This window comes from Streptomyces sp. NPDC000594 (assembly GCF_040299965.1).
In the GTDB taxonomy this organism is placed as follows: domain Bacteria; phylum Actinomycetota; class Actinomycetes; order Streptomycetales; family Streptomycetaceae; genus Streptomyces.
The window spans coordinates 72,616-90,001 of record NZ_JBEPCY010000028.1; the positions used below are offsets into that span (position 1 = coordinate 72,616).

At 70.0% G+C, this 17,386-nt stretch carries 14 protein-coding genes; 3 read left to right on the plus strand and 11 right to left on the minus strand.

Annotation, left to right across the window (positions count from 1 at the left end):
- Positions 1-24: 24 nt before the first annotated feature.
- The 5 genes from prcB to arc all read right to left on the minus strand — a co-directional run bounded on the left by prcB (position 25) and on the right by arc (position 5,066).
- On the minus strand, positions 25-870 hold the full coding sequence (gene prcB / locus ABT354_RS28790; RefSeq protein ID WP_351499024.1) for a proteasome subunit beta: 846 nt from the start codon (positions 868-870) through the stop codon (positions 25-27).
- The gene (locus tag ABT354_RS28795) at positions 822-1,097 is read right to left on the minus strand and encodes an endonuclease domain-containing protein (protein ID WP_351499026.1); all 276 of its coding nucleotides are present in this window, start codon (positions 1,095-1,097) and stop codon (positions 822-824) included. The genes prcB and ABT354_RS28795 overlap by 49 nt, the downstream gene beginning before the upstream one ends.
- A 31-nt stretch (positions 1,098-1,128) precedes the next feature.
- The gene (locus tag ABT354_RS28800) at positions 1,129-1,347 is read right to left on the minus strand and encodes a ubiquitin-like protein Pup (protein ID WP_351499028.1); all 219 of its coding nucleotides are present in this window, start codon (positions 1,345-1,347) and stop codon (positions 1,129-1,131) included.
- Between the two features lie 179 nt (positions 1,348-1,526).
- Positions 1,527-3,038, minus strand: coding sequence for a depupylase/deamidase Dop (gene dop / locus ABT354_RS28805; RefSeq protein WP_351499030.1), 1,512 nt, complete (start codon positions 3,036-3,038; stop codon positions 1,527-1,529).
- Between the two features lie 261 nt (positions 3,039-3,299).
- Entirely contained in the window at positions 3,300-5,066 is a 1,767-nt protein-coding gene (gene arc, locus ABT354_RS28810; protein WP_351499032.1) for a proteasome ATPase, read from the minus strand.
- A gap of 264 nt (positions 5,067-5,330) precedes the next feature.
- Here arc and ABT354_RS28815 point away from each other — a divergent pair, with 264 nt between their 5' ends.
- A complete protein-coding gene (locus tag ABT354_RS28815; protein WP_351499034.1) occupies positions 5,331-5,642 on the plus strand; it encodes a ferredoxin in 312 nt (103 codons plus the stop codon).
- 41 nt (positions 5,643-5,683) lie between these two features.
- Here the strand turns inward: ABT354_RS28815 and ABT354_RS28820 are convergent, their stop codons facing one another.
- The 3 genes from ABT354_RS28820 to ABT354_RS28830 form a co-directional block, all read right to left on the minus strand.
- Complete coding sequence (locus ABT354_RS28820) at positions 5,684-6,250, minus strand: hypothetical protein (protein ID WP_351499036.1); 567 nt, start codon at positions 6,248-6,250, stop codon at positions 5,684-5,686.
- Positions 6,251-6,517: 267 nt separating this feature from the next.
- Positions 6,518-7,408 (minus strand): tRNA (adenine-N1)-methyltransferase, encoded by an 891-nt coding sequence (locus ABT354_RS28825; protein ID WP_351499038.1) that lies wholly within the window; start codon positions 7,406-7,408, stop codon positions 6,518-6,520.
- Between the two features lie 119 nt (positions 7,409-7,527).
- Complete coding sequence (locus tag ABT354_RS28830) at positions 7,528-8,784, minus strand: site-2 protease family protein (protein ID WP_351499040.1); 1,257 nt, start codon at positions 8,782-8,784, stop codon at positions 7,528-7,530.
- 44 nt (positions 8,785-8,828) lie between these two features.
- Here ABT354_RS28830 and ABT354_RS28835 point away from each other — a divergent pair, with 44 nt between their 5' ends.
- Together ABT354_RS28835 and ABT354_RS28840 are read left to right on the plus strand one after the other, a co-directional pair.
- Positions 8,829-9,761, plus strand: coding sequence for a RecB family exonuclease (locus tag ABT354_RS28835; RefSeq protein WP_502983519.1), 933 nt, complete (start codon positions 8,829-8,831; stop codon positions 9,759-9,761).
- Positions 9,762-9,841: 80 nt separating this feature from the next.
- Positions 9,842-10,516, plus strand: coding sequence for a response regulator (locus ABT354_RS28840; protein ID WP_351499044.1), 675 nt, complete (start codon positions 9,842-9,844; stop codon positions 10,514-10,516).
- A gap of 97 nt (positions 10,517-10,613) precedes the next feature.
- On the opposite strand, the gene ABT354_RS28845 is transcribed toward ABT354_RS28840, so the two are convergent.
- The 3 genes from ABT354_RS28845 to metH all read right to left on the minus strand — a co-directional run bounded on the left by ABT354_RS28845 (position 10,614) and on the right by metH (position 17,208).
- Positions 10,614-12,203, minus strand: a complete 1,590-nt coding sequence (locus ABT354_RS28845) for an ABC transporter substrate-binding protein (RefSeq protein WP_351499046.1) — start codon at positions 12,201-12,203, stop codon at positions 10,614-10,616.
- Between the two features lie 503 nt (positions 12,204-12,706).
- Positions 12,707-13,444 (minus strand): HAD family hydrolase, encoded by a 738-nt coding sequence (locus tag ABT354_RS28850; RefSeq protein ID WP_351499048.1) that lies wholly within the window; start codon positions 13,442-13,444, stop codon positions 12,707-12,709.
- Positions 13,445-13,677: 233 nt separating this feature from the next.
- On the minus strand, positions 13,678-17,208 hold the full coding sequence (gene metH, locus ABT354_RS28855) for a methionine synthase (protein ID WP_351499050.1): 3,531 nt from the start codon (positions 17,206-17,208) through the stop codon (positions 13,678-13,680).
- Positions 17,209-17,386: the final 178 nt, after the last annotated feature.

The window sequence follows — 17,386 nt, forward strand, 5'->3', positions numbered from 1 at the left end:
TGGCTGGGGAAACATCCGCATGGCTCAGAGCAGCGCGGCACGCGGGCCGTCGGGCTGCTCCAGGCGATGATCCACGACCGCGCGCGCGATCCGGGAGGACTCCTCCGCGGTGAGCCGTCGCGCGCCCTCCTCGTCGATCACCGTGATCAGCGGATAGATCCGCCGGGCCACATCCGGCCCGCCGGTCGCCGAGTCGTCGTCCGCGGCGTCGTAGAGCGCCTGCACCACCAGCGTGGTGACCTGCTCCTGGGTGAGGTCGTCGCGGTAGAGCTTCTTGAGCGAGCCCCGGGCGAAGACCGAACCGGAGCCGGTGGCGGCGAAGCCCTGCTCCTCCGAGCGCCCGCCGGTCACGTCGTACGAGAAGATCCGGCCCTTGCCCCGGTCCACGTCGTACCCGGCGAAGAGGGGGACCACGGCGAGCCCCTGCATGGCCATGCCGAGATTGCCCCGGATCATGGCCGACAGGCGGTTGGCCTTGCCCTCCAGGGAGAGCTGGGTGCCCTCCACCTTCTCGAAGTGCTCCAGCTCCAGCTGGAAGAGCTTCACCATCTCCACCGCGAGACCGGCGGTGCCCGCGATGCCCACGGCCGAGTACTCGTCGGCGGGGAAGACCTTCTCCATGTCGCGCTGGGCGATCATGTTCCCCATCGTGGCACGGCGGTCACCGGCCAGGACCACACCGCCGGGATAGCTCGCCGCGACGATCGTCGTCCCGTGCGGCGCCTCGAAGACTCCCTGGGTCTGCGGGAGCGTGCGCCGTCCCGGCAGCAGCTCCGGAACGTGCTCCCCCAGGAAATCCATGAAGGAGGAGGAGCCAGGCGTCAGGAAGGCAGCTGGCAGACGCCCGGTGCCACGGGTATTGGCTTCCACGGGTTTCCTTCCATGTAGGCGGCAGCCCGGCGGACGGTGCTGGGATCCTCTCCCAACGTGCCGATGGCCGAATCGCAGTTGAAGCACAGTACGCCAGGGACCCTACCCGCCCTGGGGCGGTGATCCACATGCGCGGGCCGGGCCGCCGGACGGACCCGGCGCACGCCGATCCGCCCGCCGGCCGGCCGGGCGCGGAACGACGGCCGGGCCGCCGATACGCCGGGCACGATCTCCCGACATCAAGCCGGACATGTCTCCCTATTCCCCACCTTTTTGGACAAAGGAGCGCACAAAGTCCTCGGCATTTTCTTCCAGGACATCGTCAATTTCATCCAGCACGGAATCGACGTCCTCGGAGAGCTTTTCCTGCCTTTCCTTGAGGTCCTCGGAAACCTGCGCATCCTGCGCCTGCTCCTCGGTCTCCTCAGTGGAACGCGTGGCCTTCTGCTGACCGCCACCGGTTTCGTTGGTCGCCATGTCCCTCACCCCGCTCGGTATCGCCCTGACGTGAGTTCGTTCCTCTTGAGATCAGACCCTACAAGCCAGGTCCGACATCGGCCTCGTACTTTCCTCAACGTCCGGGGACCGTGCCGATAGTTCCCGGTGGCCGCTGGAGATTTCCGGGTTACCGGAGATGATTCCCGGCCCGGGGTCTTTTAGCCGCCCGAGAGCACCCGGACCAGATCCTCGGCGGTCCGGCAGCGGTCGAGCAGCTCCTTCACATGGGCCCGGGTACCGCGCAGGGGCTCCAGGGTCGGCACCCGCTGGAGGGAGTCCCGGCCCGGGAGATCGAAGATCACCGAGTCCCAGGAGGCCGCGGCGACATCGTCGGCGTACTGCTCCAGACAGCGGCCCCGGAAGTAGGCGCGGGTGTCCTCGGGCGGCCGGGTGCAGGCCGCGAGGACGTCCTCCTCGTCCAGCAGCCGCTTCATCCGGCCCCGGGCGGCGAGACGGTTGTAGAGGCCCTTGTCGGGCCGTACATCGGCGTACTGGAGATCGACCAGATGCAGCCGGGCGGCGTCCCAGTCCAGGCCGTCCCTGCGGCGGTACCCCTCCATCAGCTCCTTCTTGGCCACCCAGTCCAGCTCGCCGGCGAGGCTCATGGGGTCGTTCTCCAGCCGGTTGAGCGTGTCCTCCCAGCGGGTGAGCACATCCCGGGTCTGGTCGTCGGCGTCGGCCCCGAACCGCTCCTCCACATACTTCCTGGCCAGCTCGTAGTACTCCATCTGCAACTGGACCGCGGTGAGTGTCCGGCCGCTGCGCAGGGTGACCAGGTACTGGAGACCGGGGTCGTGGGAGATGTGGTGGAGGGTGCGTACGGGCTGGTCGACGGCGAGGTCGACGGCGATGAAGCCGTCCTCGATCATGGAGAGGACCAGTGCGGTGGTGCCCAGCTTGAGATAGGTCGAGATCTCCGAGAGATTGGCGTCCCCGATGATCACATGGAGCCGCCGGTACTTCTCCGCGTCCGCGTGGGGCTCGTCGCGGGTATTGATGATGGGGCGCTTGAGGGTGGTCTCCAGACCCACCTCGACCTCGAAGTAATCGGCCCGCTGACTGATCTGGAAGCCGTTCTCACGGCCGTCCTGGCCGATGCCGACGCGTCCGGCGCCGGTGACGACCTGGCGGGAGACGAAGAACGGGGTGAGGTGGCGCACGATGTCGGAGAACGGGGTCTCCCGCTTCATCAGGTAGTTCTCGTGCGTCCCGTAGGAGGCGCCCTTGTTGTCGGTGTTGTTCTTGTAGAGATGGATGGGCTGGGCGCCGGGGAGCTGGGCCGCCCGCTCGGCGGCCTCGGCCATGATCCGCTCGCCCGCCTTGTCCCAGAGGACGGCGTCCCGGGGGTTGGTGATCTCCGGGGAGCTGTACTCGGGGTGCGCGTGGTCGACGTAGAGCCTGGCCCCATTGGTGAGGATCACATTGGCCAGACCGATGTCCTCGTCGGTGAGCTGACTGGAGTCGGCGGCCTCGCGGGCGAGGTCGAAGCCGCGGGCGTCCCGCAGCGGATTCTCCTCCTCGAAGTCCCAGCGGGCGCGTCGCGCCCGGTGCATCGCCGCCGCGTAGGCGTTGACGATCTGGGACGAGGTGAGCATGGCATTGGCGTTCGGGTGGCCCGGGACGGAGATGCCGTACTCCGTCTCGATACCCATTACTCGCCGTACGGTCATGCGGCCCTCCTTGCCCTGCGTCGCCCCCGTCCGGGGGTGACGCTCAAGTACCGCTGGTGCTCCGGTGCGCATGCGGTGCCCGTCCCCGCGGTGCGCGGTCCGGCGGTACCGAAGAGCCTAGAACGGCTCCGCGCTGCTGGGGAGATCGTTTTCGTCTTTGTCGCGGTGTGGCTGACGCGGTCGGCGGGACCGGTGGGCCGGTAGGGGGAAAGACACCGGCTGCGGGTGCCCCGGGGCCGGGACACCCGCAGCCGGTGTGCTTTACAGGTACTGGCCGGTGTTCGCGACCGTGTCGATGGAGCGGCCCGTGTCGGCGCCCTGCTTTCCGGTGACCAGGGTACGGATGAAGACGATCCGCTCGCCCTTCTTGCCGGAGATACGGGCCCAGTCGTCCGGGTTGGTGGTGTTGGGCAGGTCCTCGTTCTCCTTGAACTCGTCCACGCACGCCTGGAGGAGGTGGGAGACCCGGATGCCTTTCTGGTCATGGTCGAGGAATGCCTTGATGGCCATTTTCTTGGCCCGGTCCACAATGTTCTGGATCATCGCTCCGGAGTTGAAGTCCTTGAAGTAGAGGACTTCCTTGTCACCGTTGGCATAGGTGACCTCCAGGAAGCGGTTCTCCTCGGTCTCCGCGTACATCTGCTCGACCACCGACTGGATCATGGCGTGAGCGGCGCCGGCCTTGGAGCCGTTGTGCTCCGCGAGATCGTCGGCATGGAGCGGGAGCGTGGCCGTGAGGTACTTGGCGAAGATGTCCCGCGCCGCCTCGGCGTCCGGGCGCTCGATCTTGATCTTCACATCGAGACGGCCCGGCCGGAGGATCGCGGGATCGATCATGTCCTCACGGTTGGAGGCACCGATGACGATCACGTTCTCCAGGCCCTCGACGCCGTCGATCTCCGCGAGCAGCTGGGGGACGATGGTGTTCTCCACGTCCGAGCTGACCCCGGAGCCGCGGGTGCGGAAGAGGGACTCCATCTCATCGAAGAAGACGATGACGGGGGTGCCCTCGCTCGCCTTCTCCCGGGCCCGCTGGAAGACCAGGCGGATATGCCGCTCGGTCTCGCCGACGTACTTGTTGAGCAGCTCGGGGCCCTTGATGTTCAGGAAGTAGCTCTTGCCGGCGGGCTGGCCGGTGACCTCGGCCACCTTCTTGGCGAGGGAGTTGGCCACGGCCTTGGCGATCAGTGTCTTGCCGCAGCCGGGCGGACCGTAGAGCAGGATGCCCTTGGGCGGGCGCAGCTCGTGTTCCTTGAAGAGGTCGGGGTGGAGATAGGGCAGCTCGACCGCGTCGCGGATGAGCTCGATCTGATCCCCGAGGCCGCCGATCTTCTCGTAGTCGACATCGGGGACCTCCTCCAGAACGAGTTCCTCGACCTCGCTCTTGGGGACGACCTCGTAGACATAGCCGGAGCGGGGTTCGAGGAGGAGGGCGTCGCCGGGCCTGATGACGGTGTTCAGCAGGGGTTCGGCGAGGCGGACGACACGCTCCTCGTCGGTGTGGCCGACGACCAGGGCGCGCTCGCCGTCCTCCAGGATCTCCTTGAGGGTGACGATGTCCCCGGCGCGCTCGAAGGCCATGGCCTCGACCACATTGAGTGCCTCGTTGAGCATGACTTCCTGGCCGCGGCGCAGTTCGTCGGGCTCGACGCTGGGGCTGACATTGACCCTGAGCTTGCGGCCTCCCGTGAAGATGTCGCAGGTGCCGTCCTCGTTGGCGTGCAGGAAGACACCGAAGCCGGCGGGGGGCTGGGCGAGGCGGTCGACTTCCTCCTTGAGGGCCACGATCTGGTCGCGGGCCTCACGGAGTGTGTTCGCGAGTCGTTCGTTCTGTGCGGACACGCCGGCCAGGTTGGTCTGAAGCTCGACGATGCGCTCTTCGAGAATCCTCGTATGGCGCGGAGAGTCGGCGAGCTTGCGGCGCAGGACGGCGATCTCCTGCTCCAGGTAGGCGACCTGGCCGGCGGGGTCTTCGGACCCCCGCCCCGGCCGGATGCCGCGGTTGATGTCGTCGTCGTGGGCTGCCACGGTCCTCACCTCCTCCAAGGGGAGCTGGACGCTTTCTGACCCTACCTGGGTGGGTGGTGATTGAAACCCCTAGATCAGAAAGACAATGGGGGTGTGTCCGATCTTCACCCTTGCGCTCTCCCTCACGCCAGGGGAATACCCACCCAGCAACATCGGAAAGCGGGCGGTTGTAAGGTCGAAGTGTTCAACACCCGTCAGGGCTGGCACGACTTGCTTGGGAGCGGGTCGGCACGGTCAGGCCCCGCGCAGGAAACGGCAGGAGAGATGAGCGTGCAGCACGAGGCCCCGTCCGACGGTGCGGCCGAGGACCTGGAGGTCTGGATCGACCAGGACCTCTGCACCGGGGACGGCATCTGCGCGCAGTACGCCCCGGATGTGTTCGAGCTGGACATCGACGGTCTGGCGTATGTGAAGAGCCCGGAGGACGAGCTGTTGCAGGATCCGGGGGCGACCACACGGGTCCCGCTGCCCCTGCTGCGGGATGTGGTGGACTCGGCGAAGGAGTGTCCGGGCGACTGTATCCATGTACGGCGGGTTTCGGACAGGGTCGAGGTGTACGGCCCGGACGCCGGGTAGGGCCGCCGGCCGGAGATCACGGGCCCGGGAGGGCCCGTCGGTCACAGCGCGCGGGAGGGCTCGTCGGCGCTGCGGACGAAGGTGCCGTCCTGCCAGCTCCAGTGCGCCTTCTCCTCCTGGTCGGGGCAGCAACGGGGGACCTCGGGGGACGAGTAGCCGAGCAGCGTCGCGGTGACGGCTCCGTCGCGCACGGCGAGCTGCCGGGCGGTGAGCCCGAGGTCGGGGGCGAGCAGGGTCGCGACGACCCGGGGGGCGCCGTCACGGCCGGTGGTCAGGACATAGACACCGGTGGGCGGGGTGCCGGAGCCCGCGTCACAGCGGGCGGCGACCACCGTCTCGGGGGCGCCGTCGCCGTCGATGTCCCCGGTGGCCCGGTCGGTCATCACGCTGGTGATCTGCCCGCAGTCCAGGGGCAGGGTCACCCGGGCGGGATCGGGCGCCGCGGTGGTCCGGGGCGCCGGACCGGGCCGTGGCGCGGTGGCCGTGGCGGGGTCGGGCTGGAGCAGTCCGGCGAGGGCGACGACCGCCGCGGTGGCGGTGGCGATGGTGATCCAGTGCGCGGGGCGGGTCCGGGTGTGTGCGAGGTCCGGGGCGTCGGCGGGCTGCACGGGTGGGGATCTCCTGGGACAGGTGTGGCCTGTGGGTGGCTGCCGGGCGGGAGATCTGCATCGTGCCACAGCTCGCGGGTGCGGGGAGCCGCCGGAGCGGCCCTTCCGTGTCAGGGTTGTGTAACCGTCGGTGAGTGAACGTACGGACGCCGCCGTCGAGTTCCCCCCAGGGTGGGGGAAGTCGGCGGCGGCGTCCAGGTGTTGCGCGGGCCCCGGTGGCGGTCACGGTACCGGTGACGGTCGTGGCCCCGTCCCGGGGCGGGGTGTTCAGCTGCTCTTGTTGGGGCCTTCGTAGTCGTCGCCGTAGGCGCCCTTGGCGGGGCGGCGGCGGCGCATGGGCGGCTCCACCCCGTCGGCGAGACGGCGGGCGGTGACGAGGAAGCCGGTGTGCCCGATCATGCGGTGATCGGGGCGGACGGCGAGTCCCTCGACATGCCAGTTACGGATCATGGATTCCCACGGCTGCGGCTCGGCGAAGCAGCCGATCTCGCGGATGGACTCCACGGTCCGGGCGAGCTGGGTGGTGGTGGCCACGTAGCAGCAGAGGATGCCGCCGGGGACGAGCGCCTTGGAGACGGCGTCCAGGCACTCCCAGGGGGCGAGCATGTCGAGGATGACCCGGTCGACCTCGGTGTCGCTCAGATTGTCCTGGAGATCGCCGACGGTGAGCTGCCAGGCCGGGTGGGGGCCGCCGAAGTAGCGCTCCACATTCTGCTGGGCGATCTCGGCGAAGTCGGCGCGGCGCTCGTAGGAGTGGAGCATGCCGTGGTCACCGATGGCGCGCAGCAGGAAGGCGCTGAGGGAGCCGGAACCCACTCCCGCCTCGACCACGCGGGCGCCCGCGAAGATGTCGGCGAAGGCCAGGATCTGCCCCGCGTCCTTGGGGTAGACCACGGCGGCGCCGCGGGGCATGGACAGGACGTAGTCGGGGAGCAGGGGGCGCAGCGCGAGGTAGGCGACGTTTCCCGTGGTTCGGACAACACTGCCCTCGGGGGAGCCGATCAGCTCGTCGTGCGGGAAGGAACCCTTGTGGGTGTGGAAGTTCTTCCCGGCTTCGAGCGTGAACGTGTAGTGGCGTCCCTTGGGGTCGGTGAGCTGGACCTGGTCCCCGACCTTGAAGGGCCCGCGTCGGCGGGCGGCACCGGTCGGTTCGGACATGTGACCAGGGTACCGGGCGTGGGGGCGGGGTGTGGACGTGGGCGGTCCGGGTGGGCGGGGACCAGGGCCGGGACCGGACCGGGGCCGGGTCGCGGGGGCCGGGGCGGCGGCCCGCCCGGTCAGTGGTGGTGGCGGGCCATGGCGTCCACGAAGGCCTTCTCGACATCGGCGGTGGCGAGGACGCCGAAGATCTCCCCGGTCTTCTCGATCACGAGGTATTCGGTGGCGGGCGAGGAGCGCAGCCGGTCGAGGAGGGCCTCGCCGGCGAGGTCCGCGGGGACCCGCATGCCGTCGGTGAGGTCCTGGGCGAGCCCGCTGACCGCGACCCAGGGGCGGCGGTGCTCGGGGACGGAGACGATGGCCGTCTCGCGGACCAGGCCGGTGGGCTCGCCCTGTCCGTCGACCACGACCAGGGCACGGGCTCCCGCCTCGTTGGCCCGGCGCAGCGCCTCGGAGAGGGGGGTGTCGCCCTGGACGGGGACGGCCCGCCGGGTGAGGGTGCGGGCGGCGAGGTCGGGGAGGTGCTCGCGCAGCCGGGCCATGCGGAGGCTGTTTCCGGCGCCGGTCCAGATGATGGCGGCGAGGATGGCGGCGAGCAGCGCGTCGGTGACGGTCTCGGTGCCGCCGATGTCCTGGGCGGGGTTGCCGAGGGCGCCGGTGTGGGTGAGGAGGGGGAGGCCGATGAGGACGGCGATGGCGAGGCCGCGGCCGACCCAGGCGGCGGCGACGGTGCCGGTCATGGGGTTGCCGGTGATCTTCCAGACGACGGCGCGGAGCATTCTGCCGCCGTCGAGCGGGAGGCCGGGCAGCAGATTGAAGGCGGCGACGATCAGGTTGGAGATCATCAGCCCGGCGAGCAGGACACCGGGGACGGTGCCCGGCTCGACCGCCTGCATGCCGAGGTAGAAGACGCCGGCGAGGACGAGGGAGAGCAGCGGCCCGACGAAGGCGAGGATGAACTCGCGGCCGGGGGTCTCGCTCTCCTTCTCGATCTCGGAGACCCCGCCGAAGAACTGGAGCTGGATACGGCGTACGGGGAGCTTGAACCGGAGGGCGGCGACCGTGTGGGCCAGCTCGTGGACGAGGACGGAGGCGTAGAAGGCGACGGCGAAGAAGAGGGAGACGAGATAGCGGAGATTGCCCAGCTCCGGCAGGACCCGGTCGAGCTGGCCGCCGAAGACCCAGGTGATCAGGGCCGCGACGAGGAACCAGCTGGGGGCGACGTAGACGGGGACACCGAAGGGGCGGCCCATGAGGATGCCGCCGCCGGGCCCGTCGGGGCGTTTGCGTCCGGGGTCGGGGCCCTGGTGACCCTGGGGGTCGCTTCCCTGGGCCTCGGCGCGGGCGCGCTCGTCTCGTGTGCCGTCCTCGTTCACGGGTTCCCTTCGGGGTGCGGGGGGTGCGCTGTCCTCTTCCGTCGATGGTATTGCGCTCGCTGTCAGTGGCGGGCCGTAGGGTCGTGGTCATGAGTACGGGTGAAGGGGTGGCGACGGGCACGCCGCCGGCGTCGTTGTCGCCGTCGCGGGCGAGCGACTTTATGCGGTGTCCGCTTCTGTATCGGTTTCGGGTGATCGACCGGCTGCCGGAGCAGCCGAGCCCCGCCGCGACCCGGGGCACGCTGGTGCACGCGGTCCTGGAGCGGCTCTTCGACGTACCCGCGGCGGAGCGCACGGCGAGCAGGGCGCGGTCGCTGGTGCCGGGCCAGTGGGACCGGCTGCTGGCGGAGCGTCCGGAGCTGGCCGGGCTGTTCGGCCCGGACGACAGCACGGCCGGGAGCACGGCCGGGAGCGGCGGCGACCGGCTCGCGGGGTGGCTCGCGGAGGCGGAGTCGCTGGTGGAGCGGTGGTTCTCGCTGGAGGATCCGACCCGCCTGGAGCCGGCCGAGCGGGAGATGTTCGTGGAGGTGGATCTGGCGTCGGGGCTGCGGCTGCGGGGCGTGATCGACCGGGTGGACGTGGCCCCGACGGGCGAGGTCCGGATCGTCGACTACAAGACGGGGAAGGCGCCGCGTCCGGAGTACAGCGAGGGCGCGCTCTTCCAGATGCACTTCTACGCGCTGGTGATCTGGCGGCTGAAGGGGGTCGTGCCGCGCCGGTTGCAGCTGGTCTATCTGGGGAGCGGCGATGTGCTGACGTACGACCCGGTGCCGGCGGATCTGGAGCGCGTGGAGCGGAAGCTGCTGGCGCTCTGGGAGGCGATCCGGCATGCGACGGAGACGGGCGACTGGCGGCCCCGGCCGACCAAGCTGTGCGGCTGGTGCGACCACCAGGCGGTCTGTCCGGAGTTCGGGGGGACACCGCCGGTCTATCCGCTGCCGGTGGTGGCCGGGGGCGGGCCCGCCCCCGGGGAGTGATCGTTTCCCGGTTTCCCCGGCCGACGGCGGCCCGGGGGATCAGGGCAGAATGGGGGGCGACCGACTGTGAGGAGTTGCCCGTGGCCATCCGCGTTCTGCTGGTCGATGACCAGCCGTTGCTGCGTACCGGTTTCCGCATGATCCTGGAGGCCGAGCAGGACATCGCGGTCGTCGGGGAGGCCGGGGACGGCCTTCAGGCGCTGGACCAGGTGCGGGCGCTCCAGCCCGATGTGGTGCTGATGGACATCCGGATGCCCCGGATGGACGGCGTGGAGGCGACCCGCCAGATCACCGGCCCGGAGCGGGACGGCCCGGCGAAGGTGCTGGTGCTGACGACCTTCGATCTGGACGAGTACGTGGTGGAGGCGCTGCGCGCGGGGGCGAGCGGGTTTCTGCTGAAGGACGCCCCGGCGCATGAGCTGGTGCAGGCGATCCGGGTGGTGGCGGCGGGCGAGGCGATGCTCGCCCCGAGCATCACCCGGCGGCTGCTGGACAAGTACGCGGGGCATCTGCCGTCGGGCGAGGAGCCCGTGCCGGACACCCTGCACACCCTCACCGACCGTGAGGTGGAGGTGCTGAAGCTGGTGTCCCGGGGCCTGTCGAACGCGGAGATCGCGGCGGATCTGTTCGTCAGCGAGACCACCGTGAAGACCCATGTGGGCCATGTGCTGACCAAGCTGGGGCTGCGGGACCGCGTCCAGGCGGCGGTGTACGCGTACGAGAGCGGTCTGGTCCGTCCGGGCGGCCAGCAGTAGCCACCCGGCACGGGCCGTACGGCGCTACGACAGCAGCGGCGGTGGTCCCCCTGGGGGATCACCGCCGCCGCTGTCGTTCCGGCCGCTGTCGGGCGGATCAGCGGCGGCTGTTGTTCAGCTCCCAGAGCTGGAGGTCGGAGCTTCCGTTGAGGAGGCGCTCGACGCCGTTGATGCCCTTGCGGGAGGCGACGTACTGCTTGCCCTGCCAGAGCGGGAGGACCGGAACGTCCTCGGCGACGATGTCCTGGAGGCGGGCGAAGGTGTCGTTGGCGGCGGTGCGGTCGGCCTCACGGCGGGACTGCGGTATCAGCTTGAGCGCCTCGGAGTTGGAGTACGGCGAGCCGAGGAAGTTGTCCTTCTCCAGGAAGGGGGCGATGTAGTTGTCCGGGTCCGGGAAGTCGGGGACCCAGCCGAGGCCGTAGACGGCGTAGTCACCGCGCTGTCCGGCGTCCCGGAACTCGTCCCACTCGGCGCTCTTGATGGAGGTCTCGAAGAGCCCGGAGCGGTTGAGCTGATCGCGGATCAGCTCGTACTCCTTGACGTTGTACCGGTCCTCCGCGAAGTGGAGGGTGAGCTTCACCGGGGTGGTGATGTTGGCCTTCGCCAGGAGGTTCTTGGCCCGCTTGAGGTCCGGGTCGCCGTACTTGTTGTAGAAGGCGTTCTTGTGGGCGCCGATGCTGGCCGGGATGAGCGAGTAGAGCGGCTCGGCGGTGGCGCTGTAGACCTGTCCGGCGATCTGGCCCCGGTCGATGAGGGTGGCCATGGCCTGGCGGACGGCCTTGTCACGGACCGAGGGGTGGTCGGTGTTGAAGGCCAGGTACTGGATGGAGAGTCCGGGCAGCTCGGTGAGCTGGATGTCCTTGTTCGGGTTGTCCAGCATCCCCTTGATCTGGGCGGCGGACATCTCCCGGGTGGCGATGTCGATGTCGCCCTTCTCCAGCGCCTTGGTCATGGCCCCGGAGTCGTCGAACATCCGCAGTTCGATCTTGTCGTTCTGGAGCTTGACGTCCCCGGTGTACGACGCGTTCCGGCTGAAGACGACCTTGGTGACCCGGCCGTTCTCGGTCTCGGCCTTCATGGTGTACGGGCCGGAGCCGTCGACCTCGAAGCCGTCGCGGAGCTTCTTGCCGTCGTACTTCTTCTTGCTGACGATGGCGGCGGCCGGGGTGGAGAGCTTGAACGGGAAGGTCGCGTCCGGGGTCTTCAGATGGAAGACGATCTCGCGCTCGTTCTTCACCTCGACGGCGTCGATGTTCGTCAGCAGGGCGGCGGCACCGTTGGGGTTCTTGATGTCGAGGATGCGCTCGATGGAGAACCTGACGTCCTCGGCGGTGACCTCGGTGCCGTCGGAGAACTTCAGCCCGTCGCGGATCTTGCACCGGTAGCTCTGGGAGGCGTTGTCGGTGAATTCGCAGGACTGGGCCGCGTCGGGGACGGGGGCGCCACCGCCCCGGGGGGCGTGCATCAGCGTCTGGAGGGTCTGGCGGAGGACGTTCCAGGAGCCGGTGTCATAGGCGAACGCCGGGTCGAGGGGCGCGGGGCCCTGCTTGTTGGCGACGATCTGGTCCGTGGTGCCCACGACCATGGCGTCGCCGCCGCCGCTGCCGCTGTCCGTCGCGCCGCAGGCGACGAGGACGGGGGCGAGCAGGCCCACCACGGCCGGCACCACCAGAGTCTTACGGTTCATCCTGGACGTTCTCCTCATCCGGCACCGGGATTTCAGGCTGTACGGGAGGCTCCGCCGCTGCCGTGGGGGGTGGTCCGGTGGGACCGGTGGGGCAGGGCGGTCGGCCCTGTTCACGGCGGCTGTACGACCGAGGGGCGCGTCGGGGTGCGGCGAAGACCCGCGATGACACTAGTCGGCGTGCGGCGGAGGCTTTCACCGGGCCGTTCGGGGGGTGTATTCGCTGGGTGATCGGCCGTATCGACAAGTGGATGGCGCGCTCGGAGAACGTTTCGTACAGCACCCTATGAATGCGGACACAACCCCCCTCCCGGGGTGATCCACCAGGGCCGGAGCGTCCGGGGAATGGACCGGCCGGGAGGGGGCGCGGTGATGAAAGTCACGCGGGGGATCCACCGGAAGCGACCGGATCCGCGCAGTTCAGGCCGGTGCGGGAGGTCTCGTCGGCCATCCGGGCCACCCGGCGATGCGGGCGGCCGGTGGGGTCGGGCGGTGGCGCGCTGGGGTCAGGCGTCCGGGGCGACCAGGGCGCGCAGCACCCCGAGGTCGACCTCTTCGAGGGAGCGGACGACCAGCCGGCCCTCGGCGGGGGTGATGGGCGATACGGAGGGCACGGCCACCACCCGGCACCCGGCGGCCTCGGCGGAGGCGACCCCGGTGGCGGTGTCCTCGACCACGGCACAGCGGGCGGGGTCGGCGCCGAGCCGGTGGGCGGCGAGGAGATAGGGGTCGGGGTGGGGCTTGGTACGGGGCACCTCGTCACCGGCGACCGAGAAGGCGAAGTTCCCGGGGCCGAGGGAGGCGAGGATCCGGTCGATGATCCGCCGGTGGGAGGCGGAGACCAGGGCGGTGGGGACGCGGTGGGCGGAGAGTTCGGCGAGGAGTTCCGCGGCGCCGGGCATCAGCGGGACACCTCGGGCGATCCGGGCCTCGAAGCGGTCGTTGAGCAGCACGGTCAGCTCGGGCAGGGTGATGGCGGCGCCGGTGGCCTCGATGAGGTATCCGGCGCTGCGGCTCATGGGGCCGCCGACCACGATGTCGCGCCAGGACTCGTCCAGCCGGTGCCCGAGGTCGGCGAAGACCTCCACCTCGGCGTCCCACCAGAAGCCCTCGGTGTCCACGAGGGTGCCGTCCATGTCCAGGAGGACGGCCTGGAGGCCGGGGGTGGTGTGCGCCGGGCGCCCGGGGCGGTCCTCCTCGATGGGGACGGCACGGGTCAGGGACGCGGGGACCGTGCTGGTCATCGGCACACCTCCGGAAGGGACGAGAAGGCCGGCCCCCTTTCCCGTGGGTGCTCCCGGGGCAGGCGACCGGCCTGTGCTGGACCGACCAGTGTACGACGGGTGCGGCGCGGGTGCCTTCCGGGACGGATGGGCCCCCGATGGGCCCCGCGGGGGCGGGCGGGCCCGCCCCCGGCACACGGATGCCCGGCCGCCCCGGAGTAGGGACGGCCGGGCACCCGGGGGTGGCCGTTCGGTCACCGTGCGTTGAAGTACTTCGCCTCCGGGTGGTGGATCACGATGGCGTCGGTGGACTGCTCGGGGTGGAGCTGGAACTCCTCGGAGAGCTGGACCCCGATGCGCTCCGGCCGCAGCAGGTCGGCGATCTTGGCGCGGTCCTCCAGATCGGGGCAGGCCCCGTACCCCAGCGAGAAGCGCGCCCCCCGGTACTTGAGGGCGAACATGTCCTCCACCTCCGAGGGGTCCTCCCCCGCGAAGCCGAGTTCGGAGCGGACCCGGGCGTGCCAGTACTCGGCGAGGGCCTCGGCGAGCTGCACGGAGAGGCCGTGGAGTTCGAGGTAGTCGCGGTAGGAGTCGGAGGCGAACAGCTCGGCGGTGGCCTCGCCGATCCGGGAGCCGACGGTGACCACCTGGAGGCCGACGACATCGGTCTCGCCGGACTCCTCGGGGCGGAAGAAGTCGGCGAGGCAGAGGCGCCGCCCCCGGCGCTGCCGGGGGAAGGAGAAGCGGGTGCGCTCGGTGCCGTCCTCGTTGAGGAGGATCAGGTCGTCGCCCTTGGAGACACAGGGGAAGTAGCCGTAGACGACGGCGGCTTCGAGCAGGCCGCCGGTGTGCAGGCGGTCGAGCCAGCCGCGCAGCCGGGGCCGTCCCTCGGTCTCCACGAGTTCGGCGTAGTCGGGGCCGTCGCCCGCGCGGTTCTGCTTCAGTCCCCACTGCCCCTTGAAGAGGGCGCCCTCGTCCAGCCAGGAGGCGTACTCCTTGAGCTGGATGCCCTTGACGACCCGGGTGCCCCAGAAGGGGGGCTCGGGGACGGGGTTGTCGATGGACACATCGGAGCGGACGGAGCCCTCGGCGGGGTCGGGCCGCTCCTCGGTCACGGCGGTGGCGGCGGGGCGCACCCGGCGCTGCTTCAGCTCGGGCAGGGTGGCGCCGGGGACACCGCGCTTGACGGCGATGAGGGCGTCCATGAGGCGCAGTCCCTCGAAGGCGTCGCGGGCGTAGCGGACCTCGCCCTCGTAGATCTCGTGGAGGTCCTGTTCGACATAGGCCCGGGTGAGGGCGGCGCCGCCGAGGATGACGGGGTAGTCGGCGGCGAGCTTGCGCTGGTTCAGCTCCTGAAGGTTCTCCTTCATGATCACTGTGGACTTCACCAGCAGGCCGGACATGCCGATGACATCGGCGCGGTGTTCCTCGGCGGCCTCCAGGATGGCGGAGACGGGCTGCTTGATGCCGAGGTTGATCACGTTGTAGCCGTTGTTGGAGAGGATGATGTCCACGAGGTTCTTGCCGATGTCGTGGACATCGCCACGCACGGTGGCGAGGACGATGGTGCCCTTGCCGCCGCCGTCCTCGGACTTCTCCATATGGGGTTCGAGATGGGCGACGGCGGTCTTCATCACCTCGGCGGACTGGAGGACGAACGGCAGCTGCATCTGGCCGGAGCCGAACAGCTCACCGACGACCTTCATGCCCTCCAGGAGGGTGTCGTTGACGATGTCGAGGGCGGGGCGCTCCTGGAGGGCTTCCGTCAGATCGGCTTCGAGGCCGTTCTTCTCGCCGTCGATGATGCGCCGGCGCAGCCGCTCCTCCAGGGGCAGCGCGGCCAGCTCCTCGGCCCTGCCCGCCTTGAGGGAGGAGGTGGTGGCGCCCTCGAAGAGCTGCATCAGCTTCTGGAGCGGGTCGTAGCCCTCGGCCCGGCGGTCGTGGATGAGGTCCAGCGCGGTGGTGACCTGCTCCTCGTCGAAGCGGGCGATCGGCAGGATCTTGGAGGCGTGGACGATGGCGGAGTCGAGTCCGGCCTTCACGCACTCGTCGAGGAAGACGGAGTTGAGGAGGATCCGGGCGGCGGGGTTGAGGCCGAAGGAGATATTGGAGAGACCGAGGGTGGTCTGGACATCGGGGTGGCGGCGCTTGAGTTCGCGGATGGCCTCGATGGTGTGGATGCCGTCCCTGCGGGACTCCTCCTGGCCGGTGCAGATGGTGAAGGTGAGGGTGTCGATGAGGATGTCGGACTCATGGATGCCCCAGTTGCCGGTGAGGTCGGCGATCAGGCGTTCGGCGATGGCGACCTTGTGCTCGACGGTACGGGCCTGGCCCTCCTCGTCGATGGTGAGGGCGATCAGGGCGGCGCCGTGTTCCTGGGCGAGCCGGGTGACCTGGGCGAAGCGGGATTCGGGGCCGTCGCCGTCCTCGTAGTTGACGGAGTTGATGACGGCCCGGCCGCCGAGCTTCTCCAGTCCGGCGCGGATGACCGGGACCTCGGTGGAGTCGAGGACGAGGGGGAGGGTGGAGGCGGTGGCGAAGCGGCCGGCCAGCTCCTCCATGTCGGCGACACCGTCCCGGCCCACATAGTCGACGCAGAGGTCGAGCATATGGGCGCCCTCGCGGATCTGGTCGCGGGCCATCTCGACGCAGTCGTCCCAGCGGCCGGCCAGCATGGCCTCGCGGAACTTCTTGGAGCCATTGGCGTTGGTGCGCTCGCCGATGGCCATGTACGCGGTGTCCTGGCGGAACGGGACCGTCTGGTAGAGGGAGGCGGCGCCGGGCTCGGGGCGGGGGTCGCGGGGGGTGGGGGTGAGGCCGCGCACCCGCTCGACCACCTGGCGGAGGTGTTCGGGGGTGGTGCCGCAGCAGCCGCCGATGAGGGAGAGCCCGTACTCGCGGACGAAGGTCTCCTGGGCGTCGGCCAGCTCCTGGGGGCCCAGCGGGTAGTGCGCGCCGTCCTTGCCGAGCACCGGGAGACCGGCGTTGGGCATGCAGGAGAGCGGGATCCGGGAGTGGCGGGCGAGATAGCGCAGATGCTCGCTCATCTCGGCGGGGCCGGTGGCGCAGTTGAGGCCGATGAGGTCGATGCCGAGGGGTTCCAGGGCGGTGAGGGCGGCGCCGATCTCGGAGCCCAGGAGCATGGTGCCGGTGGTCTCGACGGTGACGGAGACGATCAGCGGCAGGGCGAGGCCGGAGGTGTCCAGGGCGCGGCGGGCGCCGAGGACGGCGGCCTTGGTCTGGAGGAGGTCCTGGGTGGTCTCGACGAGGAGGGCGTCGGCGCCGCCCGCGATCAGCCCCTCGGCGTTCTGCTGGAAGGCGTCGCGGAGGACGGTGTACGGGGCGTGGCCGAGGGTGGGGAGCTTGGTCCCGGGGCCGATGGAGCCGAGGACCCAGCGCTGGGCGCCGGTGGTCTCCGTGAAGTGGTCGGCACTCTCACGGGCGATCCGGGCACCGGCCTCGGACAGCTCGAAGACGCGCTCGGGGATGTCGTACTCACCGAGCGCGGAGTGGTTCGCCCCGAAGGTGTTGGTCTCGACGCAGTCGACACCGGCCTCGAAGTAGGCCGCGTGGACGGTCCGGACGATGTCCGGGCGGGTGATGTTGAGGACCTCGTTGCAGCCTTCCAGATTCTGGAAGTCCTCCAGTGTCGGGTCCTGCGCCTGGAGCATGGTGCCCATCGCACCGTCGGCGACGACGACCCGGGTGGCGAGGGCCTCGCGGAGGGCGTCGATCCGGGACCGGTGGTCGGCGGACGGTGCGTGAGAGGTCGGCAGCGTGGCCATGGAAAGTGCTCCCTGGGGTGCGACGGCTGTCGGCTTTGCGGCCTCCGGTGGGAGGGCGCACCGCCCCAGCCTAGCCGGGCATGGCACGGGACGACCCGGGTGTCCCAGCGTGCGGACGCGCGGGGCCTGGGGGTTTCTGTGAACGCCGGGCCGCGAGATACTGCACTCCACACAGACC